This window comes from Pseudomonas sp. 10(2024) (assembly GCF_045164175.1).
GTDB lineage: Bacteria > Pseudomonadota > Gammaproteobacteria > Pseudomonadales > Pseudomonadaceae > Aquipseudomonas > Aquipseudomonas alloputida.
Window position 1 is genome coordinate 4,551,008 of the sequence record NZ_CP174006.1, and the last position, 14,303, is coordinate 4,565,310.

The following is a 14,303-nucleotide window of genomic DNA, read 5'->3' on the forward strand; positions in this document are numbered from 1 at the left end:
ACCGTATTCGCGGGTGAACCCGCTCCTACAATGGAATGGAGAAAGCCTGGGGCATTTGGCAAAACAGATTATCCGCCACGGGCACGTGCCACTGTGGTTTCGAGCTTCAATAATCGTCGAGATCACGCCCGCTGAGCAGACGACCGATCATGTCCATAGGGAACCCACGGTAAGCCAGGAACCGGGTCTGCTGGGCGCGGCTGCGCGGATCTTGCGGGCGCTGCCCGGCAAACTTGCGCTGCCACACGTCGCGCATACGCTCGCCCCAATTCACCTCGCTTTCACGCAGGGCCTGGTCGATATCTGCACGCGCCAAACCACGCTGACACAGCTCTTCGCGAATACGCGCAGGGCCATAGCCAGAGCCGGAACGATAACGAATGAAACTCTCGAGGTAGCGGGCTTCACTAAGCAGCCCTTCTTCGGCGAGCCGATCGAGTTCAGGCTCGATCAGCTCGTCCGAAGCGCCGCGCTGACGCAACTTGCGCGTCAGCTCGACTCGACCGTGCTCACGTCGTGCGAGCAGGTCCATGGCTGTCCGCCGGATGGCGACGGGGGTGTCGAGTACGGCAGACATATTTGGCTATCTACTGCGCAATCAATAACCGGCGTCAGCGTCGGCCATGTCATCGGCATCAGCTTCGGCAGCAGCAGCTTTGCCGGCTTCAGCAGCAGCACCCGCTTTCAGCAACTTCTCACGAATCTGCTTCTCGATCTCGGCACCAATAGCCGGGTTCTCAGCCAGGTACTTGGCAGCGTTGGCTTTGCCTTGACCGATCTTGTTGCCTTGGTAGGCGTACCAGGCGCCGGACTTCTCGACCAAGCCCTGAGATACCCCCAGATCAATGATCTCGCCGTTACGATAGATACCTTTCCCATAAAGAATCTGGAACTCAGCCTGACGGAACGGAGGCGAGACCTTGTTCTTGACGATCTTGACGCGGGTTTCGCTGCCGACCACTTCGTCGCCTTCCTTGACCGCGCCGGTACGGCGGATGTCCAGACGGACCGAAGCATAGAACTTCAGGGCGTTACCACCGGTAGTGGTTTCCGGGCTGCCGAACATCACACCGATCTTCATACGGATCTGGTTGATGAAGATGACCAGGCAGTTCGCGTTCTTGATGTTACCGGTGATCTTACGCAGTGCCTGGGACATCAGGCGGGCCTGCAGGCCCACATGCATGTCACCCATCTCGCCTTCGATCTCGGCCTTCGGTACCAGCGCGGCAACGGAGTCGACAATGATCACGTCGACCGCGTTGGAACGCACCAGCATGTCGGTGATTTCAAGGGCCTGCTCACCGGTGTCCGGCTGCGAAACCAGCAGGTCATCGACGTTGACGCCCAGCTTGCCGGCGTACTCAGGGTCAAGGGCATGTTCGGCGTCGACGAAGGCGCAGGTAGCACCGTTCTTTTGCGCTTCAGCGATGACAGACAGGGTCAGCGTGGTCTTACCCGACGATTCCGGGCCGTAGATCTCGACGATACGGCCTTTTGGCAGACCGCCGATGCCCAGTGCGATATCCAGGCCCAGCGAGCCGGTGGAGATGGCCGGAATGCCTTGACGCTCATGGTCACCCATGCGCATGACCGCGCCTTTACCGAATTGGCGTTCGATCTGACCCAGGGCCGCAGCCAAGGCGCGCTTCTTGTTGTCGTCCATTGAAATCCTCACGTGTTCGACTTGGCCCTGACGGCCGGAATACCTGTATAAGTAGCCAGTATTATTCCACAGGCAGACGCCCGCGCAAACCCCTGTCGTCGATTTACTCGGCACCAAGCTGTAACAAGCCGTCTAACGCGGCGATCACCGTCTGTCGACGCACCGCCTCGCGGTCACCGTCGAACTGCCGACGTTCGCTGAACACCCGGTCGCCATCACCCCAGGCCAGCCACACAGTGCCCACCGGTTTGGCTGGCGAGCCGCCGTCCGGCCCGGCCACACCACTCACCGCCACGGCAAACCGTGCGCCACTGGCAGCCTGAGCACCCCGGACCATGGCTTCGACCACTTCCTGGCTGACTGCCCCCACCTGACCGAACAACGCTTCAGGCACCCCCAGCTGGCGGGTTTTCTGGGCATTGGAATAGGTGACGTAACCGGCTTCGAACCAGGCCGAGCTGCCAGGTATGCGGGTGATGGCTTCGGCAATGCCACCACCGGTGCATGATTCGGCGGTAGTTACCTGCGCATTGAATCGGCGCAGGTGCTCACCCAGGCGGGTGGCGAGCGTGGTGATCGGGTCCATGCAGGATGCTCCTTGAGGGCGGCTCTCTACCCTATCACCCTGCTTCGGGCTCTGGCTCAGGAAACTTTCAGGCTGGCCCGGGCGATTTCGCTGAACGCCAGTTCGTCACGCTGCCCCAACCGCGGCAGCCCCTCAGGCCACTCCCGGCTCCATTCGAAGCCGCCCAGCGTGCGCATGTCCTCGATTGCCGAACGCCACCAGACCACCTTGCACGCGCGCTGATAATCATCACCACTCATCACACTGCCGTAGAGCAACTTGCGGCCGATGCCACGCAACTCCCGGGGTACATGCTTGAGGCTCCATTTCACCGAGAGCCGAGCCAACCACGAGGGCACCGGGCGATGCGCCGGCACCTTCAGGGCCAGACCTGGCATCTTCGAATGAAAATGCTCGCCATGCCGGGCAAAGAAGATTTCTAGAATGGCATGCACGTACTGCTTCATCGCAAAGTAATGGCTGATCACGCCGCGCGCCTCGTTGATCGGCGCGCCATGCAATTCGAAGGAAAAGGCGATCTGCTCGATCGTATGCAAGTCACGGGCATACGGCGTCCAGTCGTCAATCCGGACGATGGCGCGCTCGGCGATGCCAACGTTGTCGCGGGTAAAGCCCATCACACCGCTGTTACACAGCCGCAGGTCATCGGCCGGTGCTTCGCCCAACTCCGCAAGCCCCTCGACGAAGCTGTGGTAATAGCTGCTGCGCGAGGCCTCGGCCCAGCTCATTTCCACCTCGTCGACCAAGAACTGCCCGGCATTGACCTGGCTGAACAGCTTTTGCGGTGACTGCAGAAATACCGTATCGGTATCGATGAACACGGTCTTGTCCGCCCACTGCCCGGCCTGGGCGATGGCGCAGGCCTTGCGCCGATGGGTGTAGCCGCCGTCGCCGGCCCAGGCCTGCAAGGTCTGCTCGTCCAGTGCGATCACTTCCACCGGCCAGCCGGCAAAAGCCTGTGGCTGGTCGGTAAGCACGCGGATCACCGGCAGCTCAGCCGGCTTGCAACGGGCCAGGGCGGTGAGAATGCTGAGTTTTGCCTCCAGCTGATAGATCCGGCGCTCGCCATAAAGGAGGTAGATCAGCTGTTGCGTTACATAAGGGACAGGGCTGGACACATTCATCGTGCAGGTCACGGCTAGGGGCATTCATCGAGGGGCGCGCATTCTAGAGGGTTACGCGGCGCAGCTCCACCATTGCCCGCCAGACTGCAGGCGCACGCCCCACAGCACGCGCCTGCAACGCAACGAAAAAGCCTGTACCATTACGGGTTTACCATCGCCAACCAGATCCCCCCTGTAAGGCCCTGAATGTCAGATCTTTCCGCACACACCCCGATGATGCAGCAGTACTGGAAGCTGAAAAACCAGCACCCGGACCAGCTGATGTTCTACCGCATGGGCGACTTCTACGAGATCTTCTACGAAGATGCGAAAAAGGCCGCGAAACTGCTGGATATCACCCTGACCGCCCGCGGTCAGTCGGCCGGCCAGTCCATCCCCATGTGCGGGATTCCGTTCCATTCGCTGGAAGGCTACCTGGCCAAGCTGGTCAAGCTCGGCGAGTCGGTGGTGATCTGTGAGCAGATCGGCGACCCCGCCACCAGCAAGGGCCCGGTGGAGCGCCAGGTGGTGCGCATCATCACCCCGGGTACGGTCAGTGACGAGGCACTGCTCGACGAGCGCCGCGACAACCTGATTGCCGCACTGCTCGGTGACGAGCGCCTGTTCGGCCTGGCGGTACTGGACATCACCAGCGGCAATTTCAGCGTGCAGGAGATCAAGGGCTGGGAAAACCTGCTGGCCGAACTCGAGCGCCTGAACCCGGTCGAGCTGTTGATCCCCGACGACTGGCCACGGGACCTGCCTGCGGAGAAACGCCCAGGCGCCCGCCGCCGCGCACCCTGGGACTTCGACCGCGACTCTGCACGCAAGGCCCTGTGCCAACAGTTCGCGACCAAGGACCTCAAGGGCTTCGGCTGCGACAAACTGACCCTGGCCATCGGCGCCGCCGGCTGCCTGCTGACCTACGCCAAGGAAACCCAGCGCACCGCCCTGCCGCACCTGCGCAGCCTGCGCCACGAGCGTCTGGACGATACAGTCATCCTCGATGGGGCCAGCCGCCGCAACCTGGAGCTGGACATCAACCTGGCGGGCGGGCGCGACAACACCCTGCAATCGGTGATCGACCGCTGCCAGACCGCCATGGCCAGCCGCCTGCTGAGCCGCTGGCTGAACCGCCCGCTGCGCGACCTCAAGGTGCTGCAAGCACGCCAGGACTCGATCCGCTGCCTGCTCGACAGCTACCGCTTCGAAAAGCTGCAGCCGCAGTTGAAGGAAATTGGCGATATCGAGCGGATCCTCGCCCGGATTGGCCTGCGCAATGCCCGCCCGCGCGACCTGGCACGCCTGCGCGATGCGCTGGGCGCGTTGCCAGAACTGCAGAACGCCATGACCGAGCTCGAAGCGCCGCACCTGGCGCGTCTGGCGGCCATTACCGGTACCTATCCGGAGCTGGCCAGCCTGTTGGAGCGGGCGATCATCGATAACCCGCCGGCGGTGATCCGCGACGGCGGCGTACTGAAGGCCGGCTATGACAACGAACTGGACGAGTTGCTGGCAATCAGCGAGAACGCCGGCCAGTTCCTGATCGACCTGGAAGCCCGGGAAAAGGCTCGCACCGGCCTGGCCAACCTCAAGGTCGGCTACAATCGCGTGCACGGCTACTTCATCGAACTGCCGACCAAGCAGGCCGAACAGGCCCCGGGCGACTACATCCGCCGCCAGACCCTCAAAGGCGCCGAGCGCTTCATCACCCCGGAGCTGAAGGCGTTCGAGGACAAGGCATTGTCGGCCAAGAGCCGCGCCCTGGCCCGCGAGAAGATGCTCTACGACGCACTGCTGGAAACCCTGATCAGCCACCTGGCGCCACTGCAGGACAGCGCAGCCGCCCTGGCCGAACTGGACGTGCTCAGCAACTTGGCCGAGCGCGCACTGAACCTCGACCTGAACTGCCCACGCTTCGTCGACGAGCCTTGCCTGCGCATCGAGCAGGGCCGCCACCCAGTGGTGGAGCAGGTGCTGACCACGCCGTTCGTGGCCAACGACCTGGGCCTGGACAACAGTACGCGCATGCTGATCATCACCGGCCCGAACATGGGCGGTAAGTCGACCTACATGCGCCAGACCGCCCTGATCGTGCTGCTGGCGCACATCGGCAGCTTCGTCCCTGCGGCGAGTTGCGAGTTGTCGCTGGTCGACCGCATCTTCACCCGCATCGGCTCCAGTGACGACCTGGCCGGCGGGCGCTCGACCTTCATGGTGGAGATGAGCGAAACCGCCAACATCCTGCACAACGCCACCGACCGCAGCCTGGTGCTGATGGACGAAGTGGGCCGCGGTACCAGCACCTTCGACGGCCTGTCGCTGGCCTGGGCTGCCGCTGAGCGCCTGGCCCAGCTGCGTGCCTACACCTTGTTCGCCACCCACTACTTCGAACTGACCGTGCTGCCGGAGAGCGAGCCGCTGGTGGCCAACGTGCACCTGAACGCCACCGAGCACAATGAACGCATCGTGTTCCTGCACCACGTGCTACCCGGCCCTGCCAGCCAAAGCTACGGCCTGGCCGTTGCGCAGCTGGCCGGCGTACCGACGGCAGTGATCCAGCGTGCCCGCGAGCACCTTGGCCGGCTGGAAACCACCAGCCTGCCCCATGAGCAGCCAGCGGCCCACAAGGCCAAGGACGCGCCGCAAGTGCCGCACCAGAGCGACTTGTTTGCCAGCCTGCCTCATCCAGCCATCGAGAAGCTGGGCAAGCTGCAACTGGACGACATGACCCCGCGTCAAGCTATCGAAATGCTATATCAACTAAAGAACCTGTTATAACGGCGCCCATTACAAGCTGGTAGAATCCGCCGCGGTTTGCTGGTGCTGCAGGTTATTAGCCTGGCCTGCAGCCACATGCCCGTAAACCGCGCGGCCCTGAGAGGAAGGGCCGCCGCCGTCGCCTGAGGAGAGAATTAGAAATGACCTTCGTCGTCACCGACAACTGCATCAAATGCAAATACACCGACTGCGTGGAAGTCTGTCCGGTGGACTGCTTCTACGAAGGCCCGAACTTCCTGGTCATCCACCCGGACGAGTGCATCGACTGCGCCTTGTGCGAGCCGGAGTGCCCAGCGCAAGCCATCTTCTCGGAAGACGAAGTGCCTTCGGGCATGGAAAACTTCATCGAGCTGAACGCCGAGCTGGCGGAAATCTGGCCTAATATCACCGAGCGTAAGGACGCCCTGCCGGACGCTGAAGAATGGGATGGCAAGCCCGGCAAGATTGCCGACCTGGAGCGCTGATAGCGCCCAGACGCGAAAAAGGCCCTTCGGGGCCTTTTTTGTTTTCCTACAGGCAAAAAAAGGGGCGGTTTGACCCGCCCACATTTTTTCCGTAGTCCCTGCTTGTCCCAAACATCATCCTGATGAAATCGCTTCTTGCGATGTCCTTGGCCTTCATCCTGAAAACCTGTGCATGTCCCTGTGCACAGTTCGAATACTAGCGGGTTCAGCCCGGCGAGCAAGCGATGGACCTTGCAAGGTATTTCCGCGGACACATTTACTCACCGGTGAATAAACCATGCTTTTCAATGGGTTGTAAAAATGCAGCCTTTGGAAACGACTTTGATTTACTGAAGGTTGCATGGAAAGCTTACACAACGAGTAAGCAAAGGCTTACACGCGATGTTACCGGGGTAGCGCGGTACACATTTGATAGGTGTCTTGCCAGGTAGCGTCTTGGCGCCATGCGCCCCGGCAATCTAAAGGGCAACTCGCTTTCCGCCACAAATCGAGTAGGAGGCGGGCTCACACCCGCCGTCCTCTCACACCACCGTGCGTACGGTTCCGTACACGGCGGTTCAGGTTACGCGGCTAAGCCGGTTAATCGTATCCAGTATCGAGACCAGCCCGAGCCGGTCCCACAGTTTCTTTGGCAGCGCGTAGTTCATATGTTGCGCTCCCGAATTCCACCATGGACCTCGGCCATTGAAGGCTGACTTGTTGGCACGCTCCTCGCTCAACCCCAGGCGCATCAAGTTTCTCAGCCTCGTGGGAGGCTGCTTCCATTGACGCCAGATGACGCAGCGGAGTTTGTGCCTGACCCAACCATCCAGTTCCTCAAGCGGCCGCTTGCTCTGGCTGAGCTTGAAGTAGCTAGCCCAGCCTCTCAGGACGGGGTTGATCCGCTCGATGACAGTCGCCATTTTGCGAGCCCGTACGCTGCGCAGCAGCATTCTGAGCCGGTCGCGTAAGCGGTCTAGGCTCATCGTTGCCACGCGCAGCCTTGGCTGCTGGTGCCAGCTCATCCCATAGCCTAGGTAGTCGCACTTCCACGCCCTTGCCACTTGGCTTTTCTTTCTGTTCACCGTCAGCTTCAGACGTTCTCTCAGGAAGCGCTCGACGCTGACCAACACCCGTTCGCCGGCCCGGGGACTGCGTACATAGATGTTCGCATCATCGGCATAACGTACGAAGCGATGGCCCCGCCGCTCCAGCTCGCGGTCGAGTTCGTCGAGCAGGATGTTCGACAGCAACGGCGAGAGCGGGCCGCCTTGCGGCGTCCCTTCCTGCCGTGGGCTGACGACACCGCCCGACATGATCCCGGCTTCAAGGTAGCGGCGGATAAGCCTGAGTACGCACTTGTCTTTGATCCGACGTTCGATGCAAGCCATGAGGATGTCGTGATTGACCCGATCGAAAAACTTCTCCAGATCGAGTTCCACGCACCAGCGGTGTCCCGCTGTCACATGAGCACGGGCCATCTCGATGGCTTGATGCGTACTTCTGCCCGGACGAAAACCATAGCTGTAGTCCGAGAACAGTGGGTCGAAGATAGGTGTGAGCTGCTGCTGCAGTGCTTGCTGGATCAGGCGATCCACGACGCTGGGGATTCCCAGTTGCCGTGTGCCGCCCTGCGGCTTGGGAATTTCAACCGCTCGCACTGCTTGGGGCTGGTATTCACCGGCCAGTAACCTGGCCTTGAGGGTTGGCCAATACTGTTTCATGTAGCCCGCCAAGTCAGCGACCGTCATGCCATCGGCACCCGGCGCTCCCTTGTTGCTGACCACGCGTTGATACGCACGTCTGAGGTTGGCCGGTGCAAGCACCCGCTCCATCAGCGTGTCCGGCTCCGCGTTCGTCCACGTTACTGACGCCGTCGATACCTTTGCACTGTCATGCATCATCCTCAGCTTCTGGCCGGGACTCGGGATGACAGTTTCCGCTGTGGGAAATTTCTGCATTACGGCTACCAACGAGACAGTGACGCCTACTGGCGGCATAACCTGTTCGGCCCTTGGTGGCGCGGTTGACCGCCACTTACTACGGCTTCGGCTGACTTCTGCACGCTCATCCCGTCGCCTTTCGACGCGCGGTAGCACAATGGCAAACGTACAGATCTCCCAGGGTAATTCGCGCGACCTTCCTGCTTATGCCTGTCGGATCTACGTCACAGCGTTCCGTGCAAGTATTGGGCTTTGGCGATTTGTGCCACCTCACCCCGCTGTGCCGCCTCTATCCGCTTCCTGTTCGTCAGGCCAGCATTTTGCCTCGGGCTTCCTTCAGATTCGCAGTCGCCCACGACACCCTTGCCTCTGGCTAACACTTCCCCTTGCCGGGTGTGTAGAGGACTTTCACCTCCAAGTCACCCGCTTGGCCACCACAGCCAAGCGGATTGCGCTTACGCGCAACGCGCCATGCCTGGCGCACACAAAAACGCCCCGAGATGATCGGGGCGTCTTTTGTTACAGCGCTAGCTACTGGAACAATGACTCGCTGGACAGACCATTCTTTTCAAGGATCTCGCGCAAGCGCTTGAGCCCTTCCACCTGGATTTGCCGCACGCGTTCACGGGTAAGGCCGATCTCCAGCCCAACATCCTCCAGGGTGCTGCTTTCATGGCCGCGAAGGCCAAAGCGGCGTACAACCACTTCACGCTGCTTGTCGGTCAACTCGCCCAGCCACTGGTCGATGCTCTGCGACAGGTCGTCATCCTGCAGCAGTTCGCACGGGTCGGTCGGGCGGTCGTCGGTCAGGGTATCGAGCAGGGTCTTGTCCGAATCCGGGCCAAGCGACACGTCTACCGAAGACACCCGCTCGTTCAGGCCGAGCATACGCTTGACCTCGGCGACCGGCTTTTCCAGCAAGGTGGCGATTTCTTCCGGCGAGGGCTCGTGGTCGAGTTTCTGCGTCAGCTCGCGCGCGGCGCGCAGGTAGACGTTCAGTTCCTTGACCACGTGGATCGGCAGGCGAATGGTGCGGGTCTGGTTCATGATCGCCCGTTCGATGGTCTGGCGAATCCACCAGGTCGCATAGGTCGAAAAACGGAAACCACGCTCCGGGTCGAACTTCTCGACCGCACGGATCAGCCCCAGGTTGCCCTCCTCGATCAGGTCGAGCAACGACAGGCCACGGTTCACGTATCGACGGGCAATTTTGACAACCAGGCGCAGGTTGCTTTCGATCATGCGCTTGCGGCCGGCAGGGTCACCCTTTTGCGACAAGCGCGCAAAATGCACTTCTTCTTCCGGCGAAAGCAGCGGCGAGAAACCAATCTCGTTGAGATACAGCTGGGTGGCATCGAGCGCCCTGCTGTAATCGATGTACTTGTGTTGCTTGAGCGAAGAGCCCGATTTGGCCCTCGTCCGAACCGAAGATACAGCAGGTTCGTCTGACACCACATCCGTTTCCAAAACGATACCCGTCTCCATCAGGAGGACGTCATCGTCGATGTCAAACTCCGGCACTTCTTTACTGAGAGCCATTGTTATAATCCTTTGCTGAGTTCGAACTCAGACTCGAGCGGCACCTTTCTCCCTGGCAGCGCTTGAGCCTGTCCCCTCTACATCACAGGAACAGGCTGGGTACAACGGTCAACGACGTGGCAGGAACTGGAGTGGATCGACGGGTTTGCCCTGGCGGCGAATCTCGAAATGCAGCTTCACCCGATCTGTGCCCGTAGACCCCATTTCAGCAATCGACTGCCCTGCCTTGACCTGCTGCCCCTCCCGAACCAACAGCCTGCGGTTATGACCGTAGGCACTGACGTAGGTGTCGCTGTGCTTGATGATGATCAGCTCGCCGTAGCCCCTCAAACCACTCCCGGCATAAACCACCGCACCATCAGACGCAGCAAAAACAGGCTGTCCCAAATCACCGGCGATATCAATGCCTTTATTCAAACTACCGTTTGAAGCGAATTTTCCAATCAGCACACCGTTGGCAGGCCAGGTCCACCCGCCTACCGCGCGCTCTGCGGCTGGTACGGTAGCAACCACAGGGGCAGGAGTGGAAGGCGCCGACGTGGCCGGTTTGCTGGTGCTGGCAGGCGCCGTGGCAGTGCTGCCCACAGGCCGCCGCGTGACCGTGGTGCGGCTTGACGAGGACGGGCTGGACACCACCGTGGTGCGGCTGCTGGAACCGCTGCTGAAACGAATCGCTTGGCCCGGGCGGATGGTATAAGGCGCCTGAATGCCGTTGCGTGCAGCCAGCTCCTTGTAGTCCCAGCCATAACGGAAGGCGATGGAGAACAGGGTGTCGCCTGGCTTGACGATGTATTGCCCAGAAGTCACCGCCGGGCGCTTGGGCACGGTGTTGTTGCGGTCGACCACCCGCGCGCTGTTGCTGCTGGTGCTTGAGCAACCCACCAGAAGCGAGCCCATGGCCAATGCAATCACCAGAAGCTTGAAACCCGACCCGTCCTTGCGCTGCCGAATGACTGTGTGACCCACCCGCGCTCCCCTCATGGTGCCGAAAATCGATATGAAGACAAGAAATGCAATATTGTTGCAATTATAACCAAGCCAGCCGGTAATGGCAGACGGGTACAAAAGACGGGCATAAAACCCCGGTGCACGCTGTGCGTCAGCGCTTCGCACCGCCTGATAGACAGGGCGAAGCGACAAGAATTCGCCACCGGCACAAAAATACACCGCGCCTCATGCCCGCACAGCTCGGATCAACAGGCCTCAGGCCAGGGGACCATTGAGCAGCGGCACGAAACGCACAGCCCCCAGTACCCGACGGGAGAATCCATGCTCCTCGCGCACGATCAGCATCAGTTGCTGCGCTTCGCCGGCCGGCCCTACCGGGATGACCATGCGCCCACCGGGTGCCAGTTGGTCGAGCAGTGCCTGTGGCACTTCCGGCGCCACGGCAGTGACGATGATGCCGTTGTACGGCGCAAGCGCCGGCCAACCCTCACAACCGTCACCCCAGCGGAAGACCACGTTGCGCAGGTTAAGCTCCACCAGACGCTCTTTGGCCCGGTCCTGCAGTACCTTGATACGCTCTACCGAAAACACTCGCTCGACCAGCTGGGCCAGGATCGCCGTCTGGTAGCCCGAACCGGTGCCAATCTCCAGCACCTTGTCCAGCGGCCCGGCCTCGAGCAACAACTCGCTCATGTGAGCAACCATGAACGGCTGGGAGATGGTCTGGTTGTGGCCGATCGGCAGCGCGGTGTCTTCGTAAGCCCGATGCGCCAGCGCCTCGTCGACGAACAGGTGGCGCGGCGTACGACGGATCACGTCGAGCACCTTGGTGTTCGAAACCCCCTCTTCGCACAAGCGCTGGATCAGCCGCTCCCGGGTACGCTGAGAGGTCATGCCGATGCCACGCCGCAGCATATCGTCCTCGCGCATCAGAGCAGGCCCTCCAGCCAACCATCGAGCTGCTCGAAGGCATCATTGAAGGTGCGGTCGAGCTGCAACGGGGTAATCGATACGTAGCCTTGCATCACCGCGTGGAAGTCGGTGCCCGGGCCGCCGTCCTCGGCATCACCGGCCACGGCAATCCAGTAGCCTTCCTTGCCACGCGGGTTGACCACCTTGGTGGGCGCCGCCGCCCGCGCCCGGTGACCGAGACGGGTGAGCTGGATGCCACGGATGTGCTCCAGCGGCAAGTTGGGAATATTGACGTTGAGTACGGTGCGTGGCGGCAACACCAGGCGCGACTGTGCCTCGACCAGACGACGGGCGATATAGGCCGCAGTCGGCAGGTTGTCCGGCTGGCGCGACAACAGCGAGAACGCCAGCGAGGTACCGCCGAGGAAGCGGCCCTCCAGCGCCGCAGCGACCGTTCCCGAATACAGCACGTCATCGCCCAGGTTGGCACCGAGGTTGATCCCCGACACGACCATGTCCGGCATCTGCGGCAACAGCCCATTGAGCCCCAGGTGCACGCAGTCGGTCGGCGTGCCGTTGAGGCTGATGAAGCCATTGGCCAAGGTCTGCGGATGCAGTGGCCGGTCCAGCGTCAGCGAACTGCTGGCGCCGCTCTTGTCTTGATCCGGGGCGATCACCGCGCACTCGGCATAATCCGCCAGCGCAGCGTGCAGCGCGGCGATGCCAGGTGCGGTAACACCGTCGTCATTCGAAATCAGAATACGCATGGGCTGTCCGTCTGCCCTGCCGACACCAGATCCACGACTTCACGCACCACCACGGTGGCGAAGCATCCGGCCGGCAGGACGAATTCCAGTTGCAGGATATCAGGCTCGGGATAATGCCACGTCAGGCCGCCAATAGGGAGCCGCAGAATTCGCCGTTCGTGATCCATGCCCGCCTGGGCCAGCCACTGGCAAAGTGCCGGCTGACGTGCGCCGATAGCGTTTTCCAGCTGCGCAGGCGCACCGCCAGCAGGTGAAGCGCCCTCCCCCCACATCGGGCCGGTTGGATGCAAGTCGAGAATCGCCAGGCGCGGGTCGGCACATTCCGCCTCACCCGCCGGGAAGAAACTGCGGCTGTCGGTGAACGCCAGCAGGTCGCCGACCTGGGCTCGGGCCCAGCTACCGTCAGCTACACGCGCAGCCAGCAACTGATTGAACAGGTAGCTGCGCCCGGCCGAAAGCAGCCGCGAACGCACGTTGCGCTGTTCAGGCAAAGCCTTGCGCGCGGCCCAATCGAGGGCGTCATGGACGTTGCCACCCCCGTGCCCGAAGCGCTGGGTGCCGAAATAGTTGGGCACACCTCGCTGCCTCAGCTGCTCCAGGCGGGCATCCACCGCCTGGTGATCGGCAGCCAGGGCGGTCAGGCGCAAGGTGAACCCGTTGGCCGAATGCGCGCCGCGCTGCAGTTTGCGCTGGTGACGCACCTGCTTGAGCACACGCAGGCTGGCATCCTCGGCACGCGACAGATCTGGGTCGGCCTTGCCCGGCAGGTGCAGGCTGAACCACTGGCGGGTCAGCGCCTGGCGGTCCTTCAGGCCGGCGTAGCTGATGCTGCGCACCGGCACGCCAGCGGCGCGGGCGAGGCGCCGGGCGGCTTCTTCAGTGTTCAGATCACGCTTCTCGACCCACAGCCACAGGTGCTCGCCTTGGCCCGATAGCGGTATATCCAGGACTTCGTCAACCTGAAAGTCTTCGGCGACCGCTTTGAGGATGGCGGTGCCCAGGGGTTCGCCCGATGCGCGCGGGCCCAGCAGTTCAAGTTCGGTCATGCTGGCAGCAGCAGGGCGACCGAATGCACGGCAATGCCCTCCTCGCGGCCGGTAAAGCCAAGCTTCTCTGTGGTAGTGGCCTTGACGTTGACCTGGTCGAGCTCGACCTGCAGGTCTTCGGCGATCAGCTGGCGCATGGTTTCGATGTGTGGGGCCATTTTCGGTGCCTGGGCGACGATGGTGGCGTCAACGTTGCCGACCTTCCAGCCCTTGGCCTTGACGATGCCGACCACATGGCGCAGCAGCACGCGGCTGTCAGCCCCCTTGAACTGCGGGTCAGTGTCAGGGAAGTGCTTGCCGATGTCGCCCAGCGCCGCAGCGCCAAGCAAGGCATCGCTCAGGGCGTGCAGCAGCACGTCACCGTCGGAGTGGGCCAGCAGGCCGTATTTGTGGGGGATACGCACCCCGCCCAGGGTAATGAAATCACCGTCGCAAGAACGGTGCACATCGTAGCCGTGGCCAATACGCATAAGAAAACGCCCTGAATGAGTCAGGGCGTGATTCTACCTGCTTTGCAGGGGATTTGTGGGATTGGGGCTGCTGTGCAGCCCTTCGCGGGCACGCCCGCT

General features: G+C 61.8%; 13 protein-coding genes. 2 read left to right on the forward strand and 11 right to left on the reverse strand.

Going from position 1 to position 14,303, the window contains the following annotated elements:
- Positions 1-106: 106 nt before the first annotated feature.
- From recX to ACI7M0_RS20630, 4 genes are all read right to left on the reverse strand, one after another.
- A complete protein-coding gene (gene recX / locus ACI7M0_RS20615; RefSeq protein ID WP_003252366.1) occupies positions 107-577 on the reverse strand; it encodes a recombination regulator RecX in 471 nt (156 codons plus the stop codon).
- Between the two features lie 21 nt (positions 578-598).
- On the reverse strand, positions 599-1,666 hold the full coding sequence (gene recA, locus ACI7M0_RS20620) for a recombinase RecA (protein WP_003252365.1): 1,068 nt from the start codon (positions 1,664-1,666) through the stop codon (positions 599-601).
- 103 nt (positions 1,667-1,769) lie between these two features.
- On the reverse strand, positions 1,770-2,252 hold the full coding sequence (locus ACI7M0_RS20625) for a CinA family protein (RefSeq protein WP_010952695.1): 483 nt from the start codon (positions 2,250-2,252) through the stop codon (positions 1,770-1,772).
- 56 nt (positions 2,253-2,308) lie between these two features.
- Entirely contained in the window at positions 2,309-3,376 is a 1,068-nt protein-coding gene (locus ACI7M0_RS20630) for a hypothetical protein (protein WP_129933604.1), read from the reverse strand.
- Between the two features lie 186 nt (positions 3,377-3,562).
- Here ACI7M0_RS20630 and mutS point away from each other — a divergent pair, with 186 nt between their 5' ends.
- Both mutS and fdxA read left to right on the forward strand, forming a co-directional pair.
- Positions 3,563-6,136 carry a DNA mismatch repair protein MutS gene (gene mutS, locus ACI7M0_RS20635; RefSeq protein WP_010952693.1) on the forward strand — a complete coding sequence of 858 codons (2,574 nt, stop codon included), beginning with the start codon at positions 3,563-3,565 and terminating at the stop codon, positions 6,134-6,136.
- A gap of 140 nt (positions 6,137-6,276) precedes the next feature.
- Entirely contained in the window at positions 6,277-6,600 is a 324-nt protein-coding gene (fdxA, locus tag ACI7M0_RS20640; RefSeq protein WP_003252355.1) for a ferredoxin FdxA, read from the forward strand.
- Between the two features lie 557 nt (positions 6,601-7,157).
- On the opposite strand, the gene ltrA is transcribed toward fdxA, so the two are convergent.
- The 7 genes from ltrA to ispF all read right to left on the reverse strand — a co-directional run bounded on the left by ltrA (position 7,158) and on the right by ispF (position 14,204).
- Positions 7,158-8,579: a group II intron reverse transcriptase/maturase gene (gene ltrA, locus ACI7M0_RS20645; protein WP_405314498.1), complete on the reverse strand. Its 1,422-nt coding sequence runs from the start codon at positions 8,577-8,579 to the stop codon at positions 7,158-7,160.
- A gap of 474 nt (positions 8,580-9,053) precedes the next feature.
- The gene (gene rpoS, locus ACI7M0_RS20650) at positions 9,054-10,061 is read right to left on the reverse strand and encodes an RNA polymerase sigma factor RpoS (RefSeq protein ID WP_003252351.1); all 1,008 of its coding nucleotides are present in this window, start codon (positions 10,059-10,061) and stop codon (positions 9,054-9,056) included.
- Between the two features lie 108 nt (positions 10,062-10,169).
- Complete coding sequence (locus ACI7M0_RS20655) at positions 10,170-11,027, reverse strand: peptidoglycan DD-metalloendopeptidase family protein (RefSeq protein WP_104962430.1); 858 nt, start codon at positions 11,025-11,027, stop codon at positions 10,170-10,172.
- A 237-nt stretch (positions 11,028-11,264) separates the two neighbouring features.
- Entirely contained in the window at positions 11,265-11,903 is a 639-nt protein-coding gene (locus ACI7M0_RS20660) for a protein-L-isoaspartate(D-aspartate) O-methyltransferase (RefSeq protein ID WP_003252348.1), read from the reverse strand.
- Between the two features lie 35 nt (positions 11,904-11,938).
- A complete protein-coding gene (gene surE, locus ACI7M0_RS20665; protein ID WP_010952690.1) occupies positions 11,939-12,688 on the reverse strand; it encodes a 5'/3'-nucleotidase SurE in 750 nt (249 codons plus the stop codon).
- Positions 12,676-13,734 (reverse strand): tRNA pseudouridine(13) synthase TruD, encoded by a 1,059-nt coding sequence (gene truD, locus ACI7M0_RS20670; protein ID WP_104962431.1) that lies wholly within the window; start codon positions 13,732-13,734, stop codon positions 12,676-12,678. The genes surE and truD overlap by 13 nt, the downstream gene beginning before the upstream one ends.
- Positions 13,731-14,204 (reverse strand): 2-C-methyl-D-erythritol 2,4-cyclodiphosphate synthase, encoded by a 474-nt coding sequence (gene ispF, locus ACI7M0_RS20675; protein ID WP_129933975.1) that lies wholly within the window; start codon positions 14,202-14,204, stop codon positions 13,731-13,733. The genes truD and ispF overlap by 4 nt, the downstream gene beginning before the upstream one ends.
- Positions 14,205-14,303 lie beyond the last annotated feature (99 nt).

Coding starts and splice junctions, on each gene's coding strand:
- recX (WP_003252366.1), bottom strand. CDS start 577: ATGTCTGCCGTACTCGACACCCCCGTCGCCATCCGGCGGACAGCCATG.
- recA (WP_003252365.1), bottom strand. CDS start 1,666: ATGGACGACAACAAGAAGCGCGCCTTGGCTGCGGCCCTGGGTCAGATC.
- ACI7M0_RS20625 (WP_010952695.1), bottom strand. CDS start 2,252: ATGGACCCGATCACCACGCTCGCCACCCGCCTGGGTGAGCACCTGCGC.
- ACI7M0_RS20630 (WP_129933604.1), bottom strand. CDS start 3,376: ATGAATGTGTCCAGCCCTGTCCCTTATGTAACGCAACAGCTGATCTAC.
- mutS (WP_010952693.1), top strand. CDS start 3,563: ATGTCAGATCTTTCCGCACACACCCCGATGATGCAGCAGTACTGGAAG.
- fdxA (WP_003252355.1), top strand. CDS start 6,277: ATGACCTTCGTCGTCACCGACAACTGCATCAAATGCAAATACACCGAC.
- ltrA (WP_405314498.1), bottom strand. CDS start 8,579: ATGCCGCCAGTAGGCGTCACTGTCTCGTTGGTAGCCGTAATGCAGAAA.
- rpoS (WP_003252351.1), bottom strand. CDS start 10,061: ATGGCTCTCAGTAAAGAAGTGCCGGAGTTTGACATCGACGATGACGTC.
- ACI7M0_RS20660 (WP_003252348.1), bottom strand. CDS start 11,903: ATGACCTCTCAGCGTACCCGGGAGCGGCTGATCCAGCGCTTGTGCGAA.
- surE (WP_010952690.1), bottom strand. CDS start 12,688: ATGCGTATTCTGATTTCGAATGACGACGGTGTTACCGCACCTGGCATC.
- truD (WP_104962431.1), bottom strand. CDS start 13,734: ATGACCGAACTTGAACTGCTGGGCCCGCGCGCATCGGGCGAACCCCTG.
- ispF (WP_129933975.1), bottom strand. CDS start 14,204: ATGCGTATTGGCCACGGCTACGATGTGCACCGTTCTTGCGACGGTGAT.